Below are 20420 nucleotides of genomic sequence, written 5' to 3'. Positions count from 1 at the left end.
ACATGCGAAAGCAAGTAAAATCCATACTAAACTACTACAAATCAATGGCTTTATGGTCATTTATTGTCACTCTGGGAATAACAATTATCAACCCTGAGCTTATTTTGGCGTTATCAACAAAACTCTTTTTGGTCTTTGTACTTTGGTTTTTAATTAGCGACAGAAAGGTGAGACAACGCTTGCGTTTTTATAGAATTAGAGGTGTTTCCAATATGAAATTTTTTACCGTTATATTCTTATTTGATGGGTTGCTAACGACGTCCTTTCTACTTTTAATAAAAGGTTTTATCTAGTATTCGAAAATACCATATTCACTTTTAATCGTAAGCTTTTTTTCTTCGGAAGCCTCAACACGTCCAATAATTTGAGCATTGACATTAAATGATTTTGAAATCTCGATGATTGTATCTGCAATATCTGGAGAGACATATAATTCCATTCGATGTCCACAATTAAATACCTGATACATCTCTTCCCAATCTGTTTTTGATTGCTCTTGAATTAATTTAAATAGTGGCGGAATATCAAACATATTATCTTTCACAATATGCAAGTTATCTATAAAATGTAGAATTTTAGTTTGAGCACCACCAGAACAATGTACCATACCATGTAGGGTTTCCGAAGAGAACTGAGATAGAATTGCTTTTATAATTGGCGCATAAGTACGTGTAGGTGACAGCACTAATTTACCCGCATCTATAGGAGAATCTTCAACATTATCAGTTAGTTTTGTTTGTCCAGAGTAGACAAGATCTTCGGGTACAGATGCATCAAAACTCTCTGGATATTTTTCTGCTAAGTACTTATGAAACACATCATGACGCGCAGATGTTAGTCCATTACTTCCCATTCCACCATTATATTCTTTCTCATAAGTTGCCTGACCAAAACTCTCGAGACCAACAATCACATCTCCTGCTTTAATATTAGCATTGTCAATTACAGCACTACGTTTCATACGAGCCGTAACAGTTGAATCAACAATTATAGTTCGAACTAAATCTCCAACATCGGCAGTTTCACCTCCTGTAGAATGGATAGTAACTCCAAATGATTTTAGATCTTCAATAAGTTCTTCTGTGCCATTAATTATAGCAGAAATAACTGCTCCAGGAATCAAGTTTTTATTACGACCAATGGTAGAAGACAACATAATATTATCTGTTGCTCCAACACATAGCAAATCGTCAATATTCATGATAAGGGCATCTTGAGCTATACCTTTCCATACCGAAAGATCTCCTGTCTCTTTCCAGTACATATAGGCTAATGAACTCTTGGTGCCAGCACCATCAGCATGCATAATCAAGCAGTAATCATCATCGTTAGTTAAATAGTCTGGAACGATTTTACAAAATGCTTTAGGAAATAGACCTTTATCTATATTTTTTATAGCATTGTGCACATCTTCTTTGGAGGCAGACACTCCTCTTTGCGCATAACGTTTGCTAATATCTTGGCTCATGGATTTATTTTGAGCCACAAAAATAAGAATTGTTAATTACAATTTAGGTCTATTTTTATCATCAGTTATTGAATTTGCTTCAATTTCGGTAGAATAATCTTTAAGGATTTTAGCTTTCTTTTGAGCACCACCAAAATAGAAGTTGAGGCCAAAAGCTATTCTAAAGTAGGTGTCGTCTGATGCTCCAGCTTCCAAACCATCGAGTGTATCGCTCGAAACATAATTATAATCAGTATATAATTTGAGTGCAAATTGATTGGATACAATACATTCTAAACCGATACCCCCTTGAACTTTTGGAGCTGTTTGCTTAAAGTGATTTGAAGCATTGTATCCAGCACCTCCAAAAATAAAAGGAGAGAATCGCTCATGTGGTATGAGTAACAGTTCCATATTTAAATCAAAAGACATAAAACCTTCATTAAAAAGGTCTATATATGCTAAGTTGAACTTATGATATCCAAAATCTATAGCTAAGTGAGGCGTTAAATGTCTTTTGTAACCAAAATGACTATAGATCTCAAACATAGGATCTATAAAATCCCCATTTATAACTGAAGTGCCTAAAGCCACATCAAAGGCATTAGTCCCTCTTAGGTCATAAAACTTGGTCTTAGGTGCTTTTGGCATTTCGGTTTGCTCTTGAGTAAAGCCTTGAAAACCAATTAGACAGATTACTATTGCTAGTAAATTGAAACGAATTTGTTGTGCTATCATCAAATTTTGTTTTGGTTAAACGAAACCAATAACAAAGTGATTTTAGGTTCAAAAGATTTGGTAATGCGGCTGGCAATATAAAAAATTAATTATCAATGAGTTACATTTTTTAAAAAATTAACTATGACACATAAAAAAAGACAAATGGATTTAAAAAATTCATTTGTCTTTTTAACTGGCAATGAAAGCAATGCCAACTAATTTTTGTAAGCATCAGAAATCATTTACGATTCTGCTTGAAATCTCGCTTCGGTCTTAACAACGTTGTCCTGAGTAAGGCCATCTTTTACGTCCTTAGAATCGTCTTGAGAAAACAACAAGGTAGCAAACATGAGAGCTGCTACGCTTAGTAGTAACTTTTTCATTTTACAAAAAATTGATTAATAGCATTACAAACTTAACTAATTATGTCAGTGTTGTGCTTGCTTTAACCATATTTTCGACTATTTGATAAAATTATGCGTTGAAATACATTAATTATAAAGAACATCTACGTAAAACTACGTAGATTATGACGCTCATTAGCCCTTACGAAAACATAGAAGCCTCAACAAATGAGGCTTTTAGATGTATAGTTTATTTAGTAAATAGCAACTCTCTATACTTGGTTAAAGGCCAAAGTTCGTCGTCTACTAATAATTCTAATTTATCACAGTGGTATCTAATATCGTCAAAAAGAGGCTTAACATTAAAACAATAGGCATCTGCCTTTTTTTCTAAATTCTCAATAGTATTGGCTTTTTTTCGCTCTTCTGTCATTTTGGTAACATTAGAGTTAATGCCTTCAATATGACTTGAGATCTCTTCAATGAGATTAAGTTGTTCCTTAGCTAGAGTTTTGAAAGCGTTACCATATATCTCTTTAAGTCCCTTAACATTATCTATTAAAATGTTTTGATAACGAACTGCGGTTGGCACGACATGATTTCGTGCAATATCGCCAAGCACACGTCCCTCGATCTGAATTCGCAATACATACTCTTCCATTTCAATCTCATATCTCGCTTCACTCTCAATTTTGTTCATGACGCCTAAATCATCAAAAAGACGAATTGCTTTTTGAGATACTTTAGCTTTCAATGCTTCTGGTGTTGTTTTATTATTACTTAATCCGCGTTTTTTAGCTTCTCTCTCCCAGGCTTCACCATAACCATTTCCTTCAAAAAGAATAGGTTTAGACATCTTTATGTATTCTCTTAATACATTAAAAATAGCATCATCCTTCTTCATATCCTTTTTAGAAATCAATTGCTCGACCTCATTCTTAAAATCGATTAATTGCTTAGCCACAATGGTATTTAAAATAGTCATAGGGTTTGCACAATTTGCAGTAGATCCCACAGCTCTGAACTCAAATTTGTTACCTGTAAATGCAAAAGGTGATGTTCTATTTCGGTCTGTATTATCTAGTAAAACATCCGGAATTTTACCAACTACGTTTAATTTGAGATCTGTTTTTTCTTGAGGCGACAACTTTCCATTAGTTACATTTTCCAACTCATCAAGTACTTTTGTCAATTGCGCCCCAATAAACACCGAAATAATAGCAGGTGGCGCTTCGTTAGCACCTAAGCGATGATCATTACTTGCTGAAGCAATAGCTGCTCTCAATAATTCTTCATTATCATGTACGGCTTTAATCGTGTTTACAAAAAATGTGAGGAATTGTAAATTACTCATTGGTGTTTTTCCTGGACTCAATAAGTTAACACCAGTATTTGTTCCCAAACTCCAATTATTATGCTTTCCAGAACCATTAACACCTGCAAAAGGTTTCTCATGAAATAGTACTTTAAAATTGTGGCGCTCTGCAACTTTATCCATCACATCCATTAATAACGAATTGTGATCAACAGCCAAATTAGCTTCATCATAGATTGGCGCCAATTCAAACTGGTTAGGTGCAACCTCATTATGCCTGGTCTTTACAGGAATTCCCAACAGCATACATTCGGTCTCCAAATCACGCATGTAAGCCATAGCTCTATTAGGTATAGTACCAAAGTAATGATCATCTAATTGTTGTCCTTTAGCAGGTGAATGCCCTAAAAGTGTACGACCAGTTAATACAATATCTGGTCTTGACATTGCCAAACCACTATCTATTAAAAAATATTCTTGTTCCCAACCAAGTGATGCATTTACCTTCTTTACGTTTTTATCAAAATATTTACAAACGGCTACTGCTGCTGAATCTACAGCTTGAAGTGCACGTAACAAAGGCGTTTTATAATCTAAAGCCTCTCCAGTATACGCTACGAAAACGGTTGGTATACATAATGTAGTTCCATAAATAAATGCTGGAGATGTTGGATCCCAAGCTGTATACCCTCTAGCTTCAAAGGTATTTCTTATACCTCCATTTGGAAAACTTGATGCATCTGGTTCTTGTTGAACGAGTTGACCTCCTCCAAACTTTTCTATTGAAAGCCCGTTACCAATTGTTTCGAAAAAAGCATCATGTTTTTCTGCAGTTGCCCCTGTCAAAGGTTGAAACCAATGTGTATAATGTGTAGCGCCTTTAGAAATTGCCCACTCTTTCATACCTGTTGAAATATGATCGGCTACAGTTCTATCTATTTTAGAGCCATCGCTAATAGCATCCATTACACTTTCAAATGCTTCTTTAGTCAAGTACTGTCGCATTGTTGACTCATTAAAAACATTAGCTCCAAAGATTTCAGAACGTCTTGTGTTTTCTTCAATATGAATAGGTCGATGGTTAAATACTTCTTTTAACGCATGAAATCTTAGAGTAGACATAAAATATACTGTTTATCAAATTTAACAGGGCAAAAATAACCAATATTTAAAAATATACATGATTAACCCCTAAAAAATTAGGGTATAAACAATTGTTAATAACATTTTATCTAAAACACCCCTCTTTTTTTTGACCAAAACATAAAAATTACAATATTTGTGCTTTCAATTTTTAAAAAATTAAAACAGCATGAGCAAATCTAAATTAGAATACATTTGGTTAGATGGACATGAGCCAACACAAAACATGAGAAGTAAGACTAAAGTAGAAGATGACTTTAGTGGAAAACTAGAAGACTGTTCCGTATGGTCTTTTGATGGATCATCAACCGAACAAGCAGAAGGCGGATCTTCTGATTGCCTTTTAAAGCCTGTTGCTATTTATCCAGATCCAACACGAAAGAATGGTTATTTGGTAATGTCTGAAGTATTAAACTCCGATGGTACACCTCATCCTTCTAATGCTAGAGCCACAATTGACGATAACGACAATGATTTCTGGTTTGGTTTTGAGCAAGAATACTTCTTAATGGATACTAAAACTGATCTACCTTTAGGTTTTCCAAGAGGTGGATTCCCAGGACCACAAGGAAAGTACTACTGCTCAGTTGGTGGTCGTTATACTTGGGGAAGAGATTTTGTTGAAGAGCATGCAGATTTATGCATTGCTGCTGGATTGAACTTCGAGGGTATTAACCAAGAGGTAGCGCCTGGCCAGTGGGAATTTCAATTATTTGCTAAAGGTGCAAAGAAAGCTGGTGATGAAATTTGGGTAGCGCGCTATTTACTAGATCGCTTAACTGAAAAATATGGGTACTACATTGAATACCATCCAAAACCAATTAAAGGTGATTGGAATGGTTCAGGAATGCATGCTAATTTCTCTAATACAACTTTAAGAACTTGTGGTAGTGAGGATACTTACAGAAAAATCTGTGAAGCCTTCAGACCAGTTACAGATGAGCACATGGATGTTTATGGCGCCTTTAATGATGAGCGTTTAACAGGTTTACATGAAACTGCCCATGTATCTGATTTTTCATATGGAATTTCAGATAGAGGAGCTTCTATACGTATTCCTATTATTACTGTTGAAAAAGGCTGGAAAGGCTGGTTAGAAGATCGTCGTCCAGCATCAAACGGTGATCCTTATAAAATTGCTGGTCGTATTATTAAAACTGTGAAGTCTGCTGATATCAGCTAGATTAGTAAATATTTTGTTCATAAAAGCGTCTTCTTAAATTGAGAAGGCGTTTTTTTTATGCTTGAGATTTAAAAGCTAAAAAGATGAATGTACCATAGGCTGCTACCAACAGCAAACCTTTATATCTTGATATTTGAAATCGCTTCGGAATAAAAATCAATAAAATCAATACTGCAGCAAAAGCTAACATCCAGAAAATATCGTGCTCTAAAATAGAGACATCTGTCACAGGAATTGTTTTCACAATCGAAGTTAAGCCAAGCACAGAACCTATATTAAAGATATTAGAACCAATTAAATTTCCTAAGGACAAGGCTTTTTCCTTTTTTACAGCAGCAATAACCGATGCCGCTAACTCTGGAACACTCGTACCAATTGCTATAACAGTTGCCGCAATAACGGCTTCACTAACTTCTAAAGTTCTCGCTAGATCTTTTGCTCCTTCTACCAACCATTCAGATCCAAAATAGAGAGCAGCTGCTCCAATAAGCAACCACGTCGAAATTTTAAAATTTGAAACTATGGCTAAGTTTTCATCAATAGCTTCGGTAGACGTATCTTTTTTTGCAGATCGTATAAGTACAATTAAAAAAACAATTAGTGCTATAAATAATGTACCACCTTCAATGGGAGATAACTGATTGTCATTATTCAAAAAATAATATAATGCTATTGAAAACATCATCATCACCGGCCAGTTAAGCTTATAAAATGACTTGTCTACAGCTATAGAACTTACAATAGCCGTAATTCCTAGAACGAGACCAATGTTAGCAATATTAGAGCCAATAACATTATTTATAGCGATTGCTGGAGACTCATTTAATGCCGCATTTAAACTCACCAATAACTCTGGAGCTGATGTTGCAAAACTCACCACTGTCATTCCAATAACCATTTTTGAAATACTCAATTTAAATGACAATGCGACAGATGAGCGCACTAAAAACTCACCTCCTATTACCAATAACATCAATCCTAGAATTATCCAGACTAAGCTCATTCAATTTAAATTTTTGCGAAGATAGCATAATTTATAGAGTGTCAATTACTTTAATTCATGCTAATTCAATGCAAATAAAACTTAAATTTTAGTTAAATAACTAAATAAATAGTTGTATAACTATAAAAATAGTTATAGGTTTGTAGAGCAATCAAAAAATCAGTAATCGTGCAAAAACTTACAAACAAAGAAGAAGAGATCATGCACATCTTATGGAGACTTGAAAAAGGCTTTGTAAAAGATGTACTTGCAGAGATCAACGAAGATAAACCACATTACAATACTTTATCTACAATTATTAGAAACTTGGAAGAAAAAGGCTATGTAAGCTATAATGCCTATGGCAAAACACATCAATACTTCCCTATTGTAAGTAAAGAAGCTTATAAAGAACGGTTTATGAATACAGCTATTGAGAATTACTTTAATAATTCGTACAAGAACGTTGTATCGTTTTTTGCCAAGGAAGAAAAAATAAGTGTTGATGAACTTAAAGAGATTATCGCTTTAATAGAAAAAAAGAAATAATTATGGACTATTTACTTAAAGCATCTGCTGTACTATTAATATTCTATTTATGCTATCAATTGTTTTTGCAACGGGAAACTTTTTTCCAAGCTAATCGTTGGTTTTTATTATCAGGATTGGTGTTTGCAAGTTGTATTCCACTTGTTGTTATTCCAAATTATGTCGAGTACACAGCGACGAATATTTCAGGTTTTACCTTCGCCACAGATACGACTGTTCCCATAGCAGTTAACAATGTTGCCATAGAAACAGAACCATTTGATTACACTCAATTGATTATTTGGACCTATCTTATTGGTATTTTATTTTTCTTCGGAAAATTAGCTATCGAATTTTTATCGCTCCGAAAAATTCTAAAAACTAGTCAGATACGATTCTCGAGCTCATACAAACTTCTAGAAACAAAAGCTCAAGTTGCTCCGTTTTCATTTTTTAATCGCATCGTGTATAATCCGAGCCTATTCAAAGACGATGAGTTAGCACATGTGATCAATCATGAAAAAGTGCACACTAAAGAGTTACACTCTATAGATACTATTGTTGCTCAAATCTCATGCATTTTATTTTGGTTTAATCCAATTATTTGGCTCTATAAGAAAGCATTACAGCAAAATTTAGAATTTATTGCCGACCAAAAAGCACAATACATATCCGAATGTGATATAAGCTATCAAACAGTTTTATTAAAAGCTAGCGTGAAAAACCATCAACTAGCATTTACAAATAATTTTTACACATCATTAATTAAAAAACGAATTGTTATGTTACACAAATCAAAATCAAACAAGATTAACCAACTTAAGTTCTGCCTGGTACTTCCGTTACTGGCTCTTTTTATGATGAGTTTCAACACAGAAACCATATATGTTGAAGTGCCTTCAGAAGAAAAAACTGAAGCCGAATATCTCATTCCTCAAACTGGTGATATAGAGATCGTCATCACTAAAGACACGACCGACGAACAATTAAAAAAGCTTAAAGAACGATTAGAAGACAAAGGCATTACGTTCACTTACTCTAATCTCAAACGAAACAAGGAAGGTCAAATCACTAGTATTAAAACCGATTTTAAAAGTGCAGAACGCTCTTCTAATTACAACATCAATGGTGATGATGGGATTAAAGCATTCCGTTTTAAAAGCACCAAAGATTCATTTAATATTGGCTCTTTAGACAAAGGGCAAAATGTATTTGTTTATGAAACCAAAGACGGAGAAGTAAAAGCACAATCGACTGGTAGCAGTAATGTATATGTTTTTGAAAGTGATGAGGAGGACGGACAAAAAAAGACCTCTAAAGTAAGGATCAAAACCTCTAGTGGAGACGAACCAATAATTTTAGAACAAAAAGCAGGGCAAAATTTTTGGGTTAAAGAAAATGGCAAAAAAATAAGTATCAATGCTTCGGAAAATGGAAAGCGTAATATTTTTATTTCCGAATCTGATGACCCACTATTTATTATAGATGGAAAGGTTGTAGAGAAAGCTGACTTTGAAGATGTCGATTCTGAACAAATCCAATCCATAAATGTATTAAAAGGTACAACAGCTGTGCAATCTTATGGTGGCAAAGCTAAGAATGGGGTTGTGGTAATGACCAAAAAAGGAGGAGGAAATAAATTTGTAGTAAGAGGAGCTGGTAAAAATAACACTATTGGTACTTACGAATTTATCCAATCTGATGGCGAGCAGCCGCTTATTATTGTTGACGGAAAAGCCATAACTACAGGAACGATAAGTGATATTAATCCTAATGCCATTAATAGCATTGATGTCATAAAAGATCAAAGAGCTGTTAAGGTTTATGGGGAAAAAGGAAAGAATGGTGTTATAGTTGTTAATACAAAATCACCTAAAGTAGTTACTGGATATAGAACTGGAGCTGTTGTAAAAGGACATATAAGTCCTGTGATTGTTGAAACTAAAGGGTCATATGCATATGTTGTAGGAGATGATTATAGCACAGCAGAATTCATTATCTCTAAAAACTCTTCTGATGCCTTTTTAAAACAACAGAAAAGCGAATTAAAAAAGCATGGTATAGATGCAAAATTCTCTAAAGTGCGACGTAATAAAGCTGGCGAAATAACCAGTATAAAAATTACACTTAATGATAAGAAAGGCAGTAAATCAACATCAAGTTGGAAAGAAAAAGATCAAGCAATTCCTGATATTGTCATGGGGAAATCTCAAGGAGAAAATTTATTTATAAGAGCCATAGGTAATTAAAAAAAAGCCCAAACTTTAGTTTGGGCTTTTTTTATTCTACAACAAGTTTTTTAGTCGTTGTTTTATTTTTTAAGGCTATTTGAAGTACATATATACCACTTGCTAAATTAAGATTCAATAAGCGATCTTCGTTAAGTACTACTGTTTTAATTTGCCTTCCTTCTATTGAAAATACACTTAATACTGCTTCATTTTCTAATCCTTTAATTGAAATAGTCCCGTTACTTGGGTTAGGATAAATTTTAATTGTATTTGCATCAAACTCTGACACACTTAATTGTTGATCCCAAGTATCACCTACATTAGTTCCCCATATATACTCTACTAGATCGGGTTGATCAATAAACGGATTTCGGTTAAATTGCCAATTATAAACAATATTATTACGATTCATTTCAAAATCATCTGGCGGATCATTTCTATGCCAATCCAATAATGTTGCAAGATCACCCAATTCACCAGGTCCGTTTTCTGGAAAACCGTTAACTACTTGCAAGCCATTATATCTAATTTCCATATATAAAACACTTCTAGCAACATCTCCGTAGAAACTACCTTGGGTTGCCAATGGTCCAGTATATTGACCATAATGTTGATTTCCTCTTGCGCTATTTTCTGGTCCATCAGCAGCACGAAGCGCATGCGCATCAGAATTTCCATGGCGTAGGGAATCAGCCTTGGTAGTCCAAAACACATCAATCCCATCAGCAATTTCATCTTCTTCAATATCAAAAAAACCACCTCTAGAACGTGGATATGTATGTTCTCGATTCCATTTTCCGTTATTATTAGATCCTGTTTGCAAGTCTAACTTAGCACGACCTTGCTCTATATACAATAACCAAACTTGATTACTGTTTAATGGATTTTGATCGGCATCTACCAATATATCTAGCACATCTGCATAAGTCTGAGCTCTAACCACATTTGGATTAGCTATAATGTCTTGTAAAGCCTGACGTAATTCAGTATCTGCCAACCCATCTAATGAATTATAATAACCAGTAGGCTGCGTACTTGTTACATTTCCGAAGGTAGGATTTAAAGGTGTTCCAAAATTAGCCATGGTAAAATCATTATCCACGATACGAATTTCTAAATTATTATTAAGCTCTAAATACTCTGCAGGCAAACTTTCAAATCGAATACGTGTCACTTCATCACCTTCATCATCCATGTCATCAACTAAAGAAATTGTTGTCGACGCCATATTTTGACTTACAGGAATTGTAATCATAGTATTTCCAGTAAAATCAGAGGTATTAAAACCAAAATTATCAAGAAGGATATTAAAGTTTAAGGCTTCTGTAACTGGTGTTTCGGTAGTAAATGTAATATCAAAGCTATCATCTTCATTGTATTGCGTTTGAGCAACACTAATACTAACCCCATTGAGTACTACGCCGCTTCCATCATTAAGTTGCCTTGGAGTAGGTGTTGTCGCTGTATAAGAAACATTATCGTCCATATCAACAAATCGCTGAATTGAATTTGTATTATTTCCAGACCCTTCATTAATTTGTTGAATACTAGTAAACCTAGGATCTTGATTAAAAATTGCAATCATATCTGCATCATCAGCATCTGCTGTTCCATAGATTAATACATCAATCAAATTATCAATGGTTGCCACCGTTTGCTCTGGAAAATCAGTATCATCGGCTTGATAAATAGCAACCGCATCTGCGCCATTTTGAATTACATTTTCTGAAATGAGCAATTGAGGTACTGGACTCACAGAGTTACTACCAATTAATAATAATCCGTTAATATCGGTCTCATAACCATCTAGGTCGACTGTGAAGTAGCTCGAATTCATTCCTGAGGTAGAGCCATTAAAAAAGACAACGACATAGCCATCTAATGGAAAGTTTGGTGTATCACTTAAAAGTTCTAGGAATTCCATATTATCAACTCCAGGAGTGTCACAATCTAATTCGTTAATAACGACTTGTGAAAATGCAAGTTGCATAAAACATATGGAAATGAAATATAATAGCGGTGTTTTCATTGTATGTTTTTTACAAATGTAATCATCTATCGAAGCTATTCTCCATTATCATCTTAATAAATGATAAAATTTATGAAAAAGACAGCTTTTTTTTAGTCCATTTGATATTGCTCAAATCTCGAAAATTAAAAACTAAAAAAGATGAAACATTCTCTTTTGGGCATTTTTATGACGAAAACCCCCTTGGTTTTAAAAAAAAGCACCAAAACACCCCTTGAATTATTACAAAAAATAAACAAAAACGCATTTTAATATTACATTTTGTAACTTCATTCAAGAGCGTCACATAATTACTGAAATTAAAATCATCTTTTTGGTTATAATTTTATATTCAATTTCATAGATTTTAGTATAAACATTTGGAAACTAGATTTCCAAAATTATATATTGAAAACTCAATCAAGAAAATGACATAAATATTAACCTTAAAACCAAAACATTATGATGACACTTGCAAAACTATTAATCGATATTCTTTTTTCGGTTAACTAAATCAAACCCATGATTGTAAAACTTAGTCTAGAATAGGTTTTACATCATTAAAAAAATAAAAAGAAGTTCTTTGGCAACAATTACAAATCTCTTAAATTTACTTACCGGTTTAATCTTCTAAACCTAAGTATATGAAGCAGAATTTCTTTAAGGGACTTGCCAAACTCAACAAATTACTCTTACCTAGTTACTCCAAACAACAGTTAGATCTAAGCAAAGCCACAAAACTACAATTAGCTATTATTGGCTGGCGAGTTTATGTGACTAAGCGTGCTTTAGGGTAGTTCTAATTACAGAAAAAGCCACCAAACCCTTCTTTAACATTTAACTACGACGAAGTGTTATAAGTGGCCAATCCTGCATTAATGTACATGTGCTATTTCTCAATCATATGCTGCCAATTATCTAAAAGTGCTTTGCACACTTTTGTGAATTTGTATGTCATTAAAGGATGTACAAGAATATTTTGTAACGCTTTTTTATATTCAAACTCAAAAATCATAACAATTTCAGACTCGCTAGAAGTTAGTTCATTCACAATCCAGGTCCCTTTTAGAAATTTTAAAGGATAAGGATAATCTGGAGCTTTGGTATTGACCTCAAAAGCATATTGCTTTTCATTTTCCCACAGTGTACACGTTTCAGTCCAACTATCCTTACCATGTGAGCAAGATCGAACCATCCCTTCTCTTTCTCCTGAAATAATTTTTGAATTATCAATGTTTGGAGCTACTTGATGGTAATTACCTACATCTGAAATAACGTCCCATAACTCTCGTCTGGTTCCTTTTACCGTTCTACTAAACCTAATGACTTTTAATCCTCTTGTGTGTTCTTCGTCAATTCTAGCCAGCCCTCTTGCTTGAACAAATGCCAACTGTAAAACTACAAACGCAACTATAGCAATAATAACTTGTCCTTCTGTAGTTATATCAAATGGATTAAATAACAATAAAATCGCGCTACCAATTACCCACAGTAAATCTTGAATAATAATCCATAACACCGAAAGTGCTCTTTGTTTCTTTACTTCTATCACAAGTGTTAAGGCAAATATGAGAAGTAGAATTCCTAAAATTAGAAATGTGCTATTTGATGCGATACCAAATAAATGTTCTAGATCATTTTTAAATAGTATAGATATAATACCACAGGTTGAAGAAAATACTGCATTGGCGGTTAATGACTTTTGTAATGTATTCATTGTATTAATTTATTTTATCCAAAATTATAACAAGGAAATAAGCTTGTATTGATATTTTACGCCATTTTTTTAACTTTACAATATGAGAGTTTTTGCACCTTACTTAGCCAGCTTATTAGACTATGCCGAATATCATAATTTAGATAGTACTACTTTATTAGATATTCTTCCCGAACACAATATTGACCTTTGTGATCCAAATGAAATGATTGAAGCAAAAACGTATTTATCCGTTTTTGAGAAGGCCATTGAAGTTACCAATAGTGATTATTTTGGTTTGAATTTTGGATCTTATCTCAATTTAGGTGCTCTAGGGCTAGTTTTAGAAATCTCTCTGAATACGTCTAGTATAGAGCAAGGGGTTTATATTCTTCAGCAATTTTTAAAAACCAAATTCCCTTTAGTAACAGCTACAGTTATCAAAGATCAAAACCACTTCATACTGCAACTTGAAAGCTCTGTAAAGCATAAAAAAATGAGGAGACATCTTTTAGATCTAGTTTTAGCAATTGTTTTTAGAGAATTAAAACTAATGATTCCTAAACATTTTACACCTCAAATTCGCATTCCTTTTTTAGAAAAAAAATGCTATACCGACGTTCTAAAAACTAAAATCGCTTATGGTGATAATTATCAATTAGTACTTCCATTAGATATCATTAAAACTGAAATTAATAAAAGTAAAATAAAGGAAATTGAACTATTATTACCTCAGTTTTTAGCAATGCTCAACAAAGACTCCGAAAGCAAAAACAGACTTTCAAGTCAAATACGACATATGACCTTACGTATGTGTGCGCCAGAAATTCCGAATTTTGAGCAAGTACAAAAGCAATTTCCATTCAGTAAAAGAACAATACAACGAAAATTAACTAATGAAGGCACATCATTTAGACGTATTTTAAATGATATAAAAAAAGAACTATCTCAGTATTTGGTCAATGAAAAGCATCTCAAAACTAAAGATGTCGCTTATATTTTAGGCTATTCAGAATCTAGTGCCTACTTGCACGCTGTTAAGTCTTGGAGAAAAAATTAGCTATGTCATTTCTAATAAAGCTTTGCTTTAATGATTGGAATTGACGCCGTCCATCCTGACAAAGCTCCGCTTTAGACAATAGGATTGACTCCGTCCTTCCTGGCAAAGCTCCGCTTTGAAAACAAAAAAGCCACAAAATAAAAAAGCAAGCTATTTTATTTTGCTTGCTTTTTTGTTTATTCGTGACCATGGCAGGTCCAAGGTTTTACACTAAAACATTAACTAAACTTACTAAAAATCATACTTTATTGCACCAAATCTGATATTTAATAATAAATATAATAGAATGTGATAGTATATGATATGGTAATGTCGGGCAGATGTCGGAAAAAATTAAAAAGATTAAACCAAACTGACATTAGAGAGTTTTTACTAGGTTTTTTTACATGTATTTATCTTATTTTTAAATAATTAATTTTTAATATATCAGATTGCTCCCTATTAATATTCTAGTTACAAAATAATACAATCTGTTGTACAAGATAATCTATTGCCTTATTAACCATAAACTAAACTATTTATACTTTTATTATTTTCTTTATCTATTCTGTAGTTAGGTGTCCCATAAATACTTTTGAGACTCTAGTCTAAAATACCATCATGCCACCTAATAAATTATTGTAAATTAGAAAATTAAAATAATCGTTATGAAAAGCAACAATGAATTAGCAGATGAATTTTTAGAACGCTTTAAAGAAGCAAAAACTATAAGAATAGATAATTACGATGACTACATAAGAGTAGGCTGGAATTTAAATATCGAAAGAAGATTGATAACAGTTAATTCAGGATACAGTCAAGAGTTCACTATAACTCCTTTAGGTATTAAAGTTCTTAATGTTGGAGGTTGGGAAAACTACATAGATACTGAAGTACAAGCTGATAAGAGTAGAAAACACCATAACAAATTAGCATTGGAAAAACTTAGAAGTGATTTGAATTTGGTTAATACAAAACTAAGCTATTATGGATTGACACAATTCATGTCGGTCGTTAGCTTCATAATTGCAATCGTTCTTGCAATTCTAAAAATAGCAGAATAATTAATATTATTAATGTAACTAGATTCACAATAAACCAGATTTTTGTTTATTTTTTAGTAATTGATTATTTAATACTTCGAAAATGGATTCATCACTATTGTTATCTAACGCTATTGAGTTTAAAAAGGCAGCCTTAAGATGTTTGGAAAAAAGGGACAACATTCCAGATAAAATAGAAATACTTAATTTTCCTGCGGTAATGAACTTCTCATTTTCAATAGAGTTGTTGTTAAAGTATATTTTAACTAAAAAAGGAATCAAATTTAGAAAAGTTCATCATATTGGCAAATTAATGTATCGACTAGATACAGAAACACTTAATTTGATTCTGTTTCTATTACAGCCTAGACATCCCGATTTTCATGATATGCTAAAGATTCATTCAAATTCATTTGATGAATGGCGATACAAATTTGAAAAGCCAGAAAAAGGAAACCAGGTCGTCAATTACGAGTTTTTAAAAAATCTTGCTAATGCACTTCTTCATATATCTGAAAATGTATAAGTCACTCCCAAAAAATATTCCTCTTCTCTTTCAATATAATTTGTAAAAAAAGAATCTACCAACTCTATTTTTATGTCAAATGGAAAGGTTATATTTTTACAACTAGTTATTACTTCATTAACAAATACTTACACCTTGTTTTTAAGATCCTTTTTTATCGATTCACTTTTTAATTTGTTTTCTATTATTCAATGTAAAATCTTTACTGGTTATTGATTCGAACTCTTAATATTTTAATTATAAAAAAACTCTTCAGAGATACTAATGCGAACGCCTAACCACTTGATTTGTCTATGTTTTCAGCTTAAATATACCTCAAAACCAAATGTAAAAAGTTGATTAATTATATAAAAAATGTCGGGCAAATGTCGGAAAAATTGAATCAAAAAAAACTCTAACTACTTGATAATCAATTAGTTAGAGTTGGTAAAGTGACCATGGCAGGATTCAAACCTGCAACCTCTTGAGCCGTAATCAAGTGCGCTATTCAGTTGCGCCACATGGCCTTTTTTTGTGGATGCAAATATAGTACTTTTATTAATTTATAACCAAACTATTATTTCAAAAATCTAAATTCTTATTTTTGAACTTAATTTTTCACTTTAGTTTTATGCAATCCATTTTAGAACCTTGGCCATGGTACATCTCTGGTCCGCTTATCGCCATTATCATGTTTATCCTCATATATTTTGGAAAAACATTTGGTATGTCTTCCAACCTCAGAACCCTTTGCGCCATTGGAGGTGCTGGAAAAAAAGTAAAGTTTTTTGATTTCGATTGGAAACAACAACGCTGGAATCTTACCGTAGTTCTAGGAGCCGTTATTGGTGGTTTTATTGCACATTTCTATCTCTCAACACCAACAAACATCGATCTTAACCCTGAGACTGTTAAAACCTTAAGCACACTCGGTTTTGAAAATGCAGGTAAATCATTACTTCCTGCAGAACTCTATAGTTGGGATGCTGTATTTAGTTTAAAAGGTTTAGCAATCTTAATCATTGGTGGTTTTCTTGTAGGCTTTGGTACGCGTTATGCTGGTGGCTGTACTTCTGGGCATGCTATCACTGGGCTAAGCAGCTTACAACTACCTTCTTTAATAGCTGTTATCGGTTTCTTTTTAGGAGGTTTAATCATGATTCATTTAGTATTCCCTTTAATTTTTGGTTAATATGGCAAAGTATATAAAATTTTTAGTCGTTGGTATTATTTTCGGAATCGTTCTCGTAAAATCTGAAGCAGTCTCATGGTATCGTATCTACGAAATGTTCAAGTTTGAATCTTTTCATATGTATGGAATTATTGGAACGGCTGTGATCACTGGAATTATTTTGCTGTTACTAAGTAAAAATTTCAAAAATATAAATGGTGGATTGATGACCGTTCCTAAAAAAGCAAAAGGTCTTTCTCGCTATATTATAGGTGGTACTATATTTGGATTGGGTTGGGCTTTGTCTGGTGCATGTCCAGGTCCAATGTACATTCTTGTTGGTACTGGAGCGTTCTCTGTCATTATTGTTATTCTTGCCGCTATTCTAGGAACTTTTATATATGGGCTACTAAAAGATAAATTACCACATTAGCAAAAGCTGATTTTTATCAGATTATAAAAAAGAATACTTCGTATCTTTGCCATTTAAAGTGCGCATAGCATTAATACCTCCTATATTGGAGTCAAATATTATATTCCTATGAAAATAGAACAATTATACACAAGCTGTTTAGCACAAGGTGCTTACTATATAGAATCAAATGGTGATGTGGCTATTATTGATCCACTTCGCGAGACACAAGCTTATATCGATAAAGCCAATAGTAATAACGCCAAGATCAAATATATCTTTGAAACTCATTTCCATGCCGATTTTGTGTCTGGTCATGTTGATCTAGCTAAAAATACTGGAGCGACAATTATTTATGGCCCAGGAGCAGAAACAACTTATGAGATTCACTCAGCAAAAGACAATGAAGAGTTTAAACTCGGAAATGTTACAATAAAAGCATTACACACTCCAGGTCATACCTTAGAATCGACAACGTATTTATTGATAGACGAAAACGGAAAGCATCATGCCATATTTTCTGGAGACACACTGTTTTTAGGTGATGTTGGTCGACCTGACTTAGCCATTAAATCTGATTTAACCAAAGAAGATTTAGCAGCTATGCTCTATGATTCACTTCGCGAAAAAATAATGCCATTAGCCGACGATGTTATTGTATATCCTGCTCATGGTGCTGGTTCTGCCTGCGGAAAAAATCTTAGTAAAGAAACTGTGGGCACAATAGGTGATCAAAAGAAAACTAACTACGCATTAAGAGCAGATATGACCAAAGCAGAATTTGTAAAAGAAGTGCTTGACGGTATTGCACCACCGCCTCAGTATTTTGCAAAAAATGCTATGCTCAATAAAATGGGTTATGATACTTTTGAAACAGTTCTAAAAACTGGAAACATACCATTATCTCCTGAAGACTTTGAAGCCATGGCTAATCACGAAGAGGCTTTAGTTCTAGATGTTAGACCAGAAAGTGAATACATCAAAGGTCATATCCCAAATTCAATATTTATTGGTTTACATGGCGGATTTGCGCCTTGGGTTGGCGCCTTAATCACAGATATTAAACAACCTATTCTTCTAGTGGTTCCTGAAGGTAAAAGTGAAGAAGCTATAACACGATTATCACGTGTAGGTTATGATAACACACTCGGATATTTAGAAGGTGGTATTGAATCTTGGATTACTGCTGGAAATGATATAGACACGCTTGAATCTATTTCTGCAGAAGAGTTTGCAGATAGGGTAAAGCAAGGAGGCGTAAACATATTAGATGTTAGAAAAGATGGAGAGTATAGTAGTATGCATCTTGAAGATGCACAGCACTTTCCTTTAGATTTCATCAATGAAAACATGAATGAAGTTTCTAAAGAAAAAACATACCACATTCATTGTGCTGGAGGTTATAGAAGTGTGATAGCTGCATCAATTTTAAAAGCTCGCGGATTTCATAACCTCGTCGATATTGCAGGTGGCTTTGGAGCGATTAAAAAAACAGATTTACCAACAACGGACTTTGTTTGTCCGTCAACATTATAAATTATGGAAACGATCTTACATATTCAAAACTTAAAATGTGGTGGTTGCGCACATACAATCATAACACGTTTAGAAAGTTTAGAAGGCATAAATAATGTCACTGTTAATAATGAATCTCACGCTGTACACTTTAACTACTCTAGTGATAAACAACTCGAAACTGCTACATCATTACTGTCTACGTTGGGATACCCTGTAGAGGGAGAGGCAAACCCATTAACTAAAAAAGCTAAATCTTTTGTAAGCTGTGCAGTTGGAAGAATTAACAAATAACATTCTAAAAAACAGCATATTACAATCAATTACTTTTAAGTTATAAAAAATTTAACACATAAAAATTTTATTTACTAGACGAGTGGTCATATATTTGCTCCGTAAAAGAAACACATGGCAAAAACCTTAAAACATGACCTCAAAGCAGATACCCTTTTAGACAAAGGGATAGAATTGTTATGGTCTAAAGGTTATAATGCGACAAGCGTCAACGATATTGTAAAAGTAGCTGGAATCCCTAAGGGATCTTTCTATTTCTATTTTGAAAGTAAAGAAGATTTTGCTGTTAAAGCCATCGAAAAATATTTTGATGATCACTTTACTCCTGCCAAAGAGATTTTACAAAACAAAGCGGTATCACCCAAACAACGCCTTTTAGATTTTCATGAGTTTAGATACAATATCTTAAAGAATGAAATGGATTGTAAAATGGGATGTATGGCTTGTAATTTAGGCAATGAAATGTCTGAACATAGTGAACTTATTAGAACCAGCATTTTACATAAAGAACAAGAAGTATTATCAATTATTACCGAAGTTATCCAAGAAGCTCAAGACTTTGGAGAAATCAATAATACAATGGCAGCTTCAGATATTGCAGCCTTTATTGAAGACGCAGGAAAAGGTTCTATGACGACTATGAAAGAAATGAATGATTCTTACCCTATTGATAATTTTATGAATATGATAAGAAATGTTCTTTTGAAATAATTTCTTTTGACAAAACAATAGACGACTGGTCAATTATAAAAATAATTTAAAAAATTGTCCACTAATGTATCATTAGAATCGTCTTATTATTAAACTAACGATGACTTATGTCAATTATACTAATTGACTGGTC

Annotated in this window: 20 protein-coding genes and 1 tRNA gene; 13 read left to right on the top strand and 8 right to left on the bottom strand. The window is 33.3% G+C overall.

Going from position 1 to position 20420, the window contains the following annotated elements:
* Window positions 1–2 precede the first annotated feature (2 nt).
* Window positions 3–293, top strand: a complete 291-nt coding sequence (locus KWG70_RS14385; protein WP_230936743.1) for a hypothetical protein — start codon at window positions 3–5, stop codon at window positions 291–293.
* Here KWG70_RS14385 and KWG70_RS14380 read toward each other — a convergent pair.
* The 4 genes from KWG70_RS14380 to KWG70_RS14365 form a co-directional block, all read right to left on the bottom strand.
* The gene (locus tag KWG70_RS14380; protein WP_230936742.1) at window positions 290–1468 is read right to left on the bottom strand and encodes an AIR synthase related protein; all 1179 of its coding nucleotides are present in this window, start codon (window positions 1466–1468) and stop codon (window positions 290–292) included. The two genes, KWG70_RS14385 and KWG70_RS14380, sit on opposite strands and share 4 nt — an antisense overlap.
* A gap of 36 nt (window positions 1469–1504) precedes the next feature.
* On the bottom strand, window positions 1505–2185 hold the full coding sequence (locus tag KWG70_RS14375) for a Curli production assembly/transport component CsgG (protein ID WP_230936741.1): 681 nt from the start codon (window positions 2183–2185) through the stop codon (window positions 1505–1507).
* Between the two features lie 224 nt (window positions 2186–2409).
* Window positions 2410–2550, bottom strand: coding sequence for a hypothetical protein (locus KWG70_RS14370; RefSeq protein ID WP_230936740.1), 141 nt, complete (start codon window positions 2548–2550; stop codon window positions 2410–2412).
* 211 nt (window positions 2551–2761) lie between these two features.
* Window positions 2762–4948, bottom strand: coding sequence for a glutamine synthetase III family protein (locus tag KWG70_RS14365; RefSeq protein WP_230936739.1), 2187 nt, complete (start codon window positions 4946–4948; stop codon window positions 2762–2764).
* 190 nt (window positions 4949–5138) lie between these two features.
* Here KWG70_RS14365 and KWG70_RS14360 point away from each other — a divergent pair, with 190 nt between their 5' ends.
* Window positions 5139–6152: a glutamine synthetase beta-grasp domain-containing protein gene (locus KWG70_RS14360; protein WP_230936738.1), complete on the top strand. Its 1014-nt coding sequence runs from the start codon at window positions 5139–5141 to the stop codon at window positions 6150–6152.
* A 55-nt stretch (window positions 6153–6207) separates the two neighbouring features.
* Here KWG70_RS14360 and KWG70_RS14355 read toward each other — a convergent pair whose 3' ends face one another.
* Window positions 6208–7155 carry a calcium/sodium antiporter gene (locus KWG70_RS14355; RefSeq protein WP_230936737.1) on the bottom strand — a complete coding sequence of 316 codons (948 nt, stop codon included), beginning with the start codon at window positions 7153–7155 and terminating at the stop codon, window positions 6208–6210.
* Window positions 7156–7323: 168 nt separating this feature from the next.
* Between KWG70_RS14355 and KWG70_RS14350 the strand changes: the two genes are divergently transcribed.
* On the top strand, window positions 7324–7683 hold the full coding sequence (locus tag KWG70_RS14350) for a BlaI/MecI/CopY family transcriptional regulator (protein ID WP_230936736.1): 360 nt from the start codon (window positions 7324–7326) through the stop codon (window positions 7681–7683).
* Window positions 7684–7685: 2 nt separating this feature from the next.
* Window positions 7686–9911 (top strand): M56 family metallopeptidase, encoded by a 2226-nt coding sequence (locus KWG70_RS14345; protein WP_230936735.1) that lies wholly within the window; start codon window positions 7686–7688, stop codon window positions 9909–9911.
* 31 nt (window positions 9912–9942) lie between these two features.
* Here the strand turns inward: KWG70_RS14345 and KWG70_RS14340 are convergent, their stop codons facing one another.
* The gene (locus KWG70_RS14340; protein WP_230936734.1) at window positions 9943–11922 is read right to left on the bottom strand and encodes an endonuclease; all 1980 of its coding nucleotides are present in this window, start codon (window positions 11920–11922) and stop codon (window positions 9943–9945) included.
* Window positions 11923–12545: 623 nt separating this feature from the next.
* Here KWG70_RS14340 and KWG70_RS14335 point away from each other — a divergent pair.
* On the top strand, window positions 12546–12698 hold the full coding sequence (locus tag KWG70_RS14335; protein ID WP_230936733.1) for an SsrA-binding protein: 153 nt from the start codon (window positions 12546–12548) through the stop codon (window positions 12696–12698).
* Between the two features lie 92 nt (window positions 12699–12790).
* Here KWG70_RS14335 and KWG70_RS14330 read toward each other — a convergent pair whose 3' ends face one another.
* Entirely contained in the window at window positions 12791–13618 is an 828-nt protein-coding gene (locus tag KWG70_RS14330; protein ID WP_230936732.1) for a type II toxin-antitoxin system RatA family toxin, read from the bottom strand.
* Window positions 13619–13700: 82 nt separating this feature from the next.
* Between KWG70_RS14330 and KWG70_RS14325 the strand changes: the two genes are divergently transcribed.
* The 3 genes from KWG70_RS14325 to KWG70_RS14315 all read left to right on the top strand — a co-directional run bounded on the left by KWG70_RS14325 (window position 13701) and on the right by KWG70_RS14315 (window position 16205).
* On the top strand, window positions 13701–14657 hold the full coding sequence (locus KWG70_RS14325; RefSeq protein ID WP_230936731.1) for an AraC family transcriptional regulator ligand-binding domain-containing protein: 957 nt from the start codon (window positions 13701–13703) through the stop codon (window positions 14655–14657).
* A 647-nt stretch (window positions 14658–15304) separates the two neighbouring features.
* The gene (locus tag KWG70_RS14320) at window positions 15305–15700 is read left to right on the top strand and encodes a hypothetical protein (protein ID WP_230936730.1); all 396 of its coding nucleotides are present in this window, start codon (window positions 15305–15307) and stop codon (window positions 15698–15700) included.
* An 82-nt stretch (window positions 15701–15782) separates the two neighbouring features.
* A complete protein-coding gene (locus KWG70_RS14315; protein ID WP_230936729.1) occupies window positions 15783–16205 on the top strand; it encodes a HEPN domain-containing protein in 423 nt (140 codons plus the stop codon).
* Between the two features lie 432 nt (window positions 16206–16637).
* On the opposite strand, the gene KWG70_RS14310 is transcribed toward KWG70_RS14315, so the two are convergent.
* Window positions 16638–16711, bottom strand: a tRNA-Arg gene (locus KWG70_RS14310).
* A gap of 104 nt (window positions 16712–16815) precedes the next feature.
* On the opposite strand from KWG70_RS14310, the gene KWG70_RS14305 reads away from it, so the two are divergent.
* The 5 genes from KWG70_RS14305 (at window position 16816) to KWG70_RS14285 (ending at window position 20287) form a co-directional block, all read left to right on the top strand.
* Entirely contained in the window at window positions 16816–17376 is a 561-nt protein-coding gene (locus KWG70_RS14305; protein WP_230936942.1) for a YeeE/YedE family protein, read from the top strand.
* Window position 17377: 1 nt separating this feature from the next.
* Window positions 17378–17788: a DUF6691 family protein gene (locus KWG70_RS14300; protein WP_230936728.1), complete on the top strand. Its 411-nt coding sequence runs from the start codon at window positions 17378–17380 to the stop codon at window positions 17786–17788.
* Between the two features lie 108 nt (window positions 17789–17896).
* Complete coding sequence (locus KWG70_RS14295) at window positions 17897–19303, top strand: MBL fold metallo-hydrolase (protein ID WP_230936727.1); 1407 nt, start codon at window positions 17897–17899, stop codon at window positions 19301–19303.
* A gap of 3 nt (window positions 19304–19306) precedes the next feature.
* Window positions 19307–19576, top strand: coding sequence for a heavy-metal-associated domain-containing protein (locus KWG70_RS14290; protein WP_230936726.1), 270 nt, complete (start codon window positions 19307–19309; stop codon window positions 19574–19576).
* Between the two features lie 114 nt (window positions 19577–19690).
* Complete coding sequence (locus tag KWG70_RS14285; protein ID WP_230936725.1) at window positions 19691–20287, top strand: TetR/AcrR family transcriptional regulator; 597 nt, start codon at window positions 19691–19693, stop codon at window positions 20285–20287.
* Window positions 20288–20420 lie beyond the last annotated feature (133 nt).

This window comes from Psychroserpens luteolus (genome assembly GCF_021032705.1).
Lineage (GTDB): Bacteria > Bacteroidota > Bacteroidia > Flavobacteriales > Flavobacteriaceae > Psychroserpens > Psychroserpens luteolus.
The sequence above is the reverse complement of the archived record's forward strand: the minus strand, read 5'-3'. Positions and strand labels throughout refer to the sequence as shown.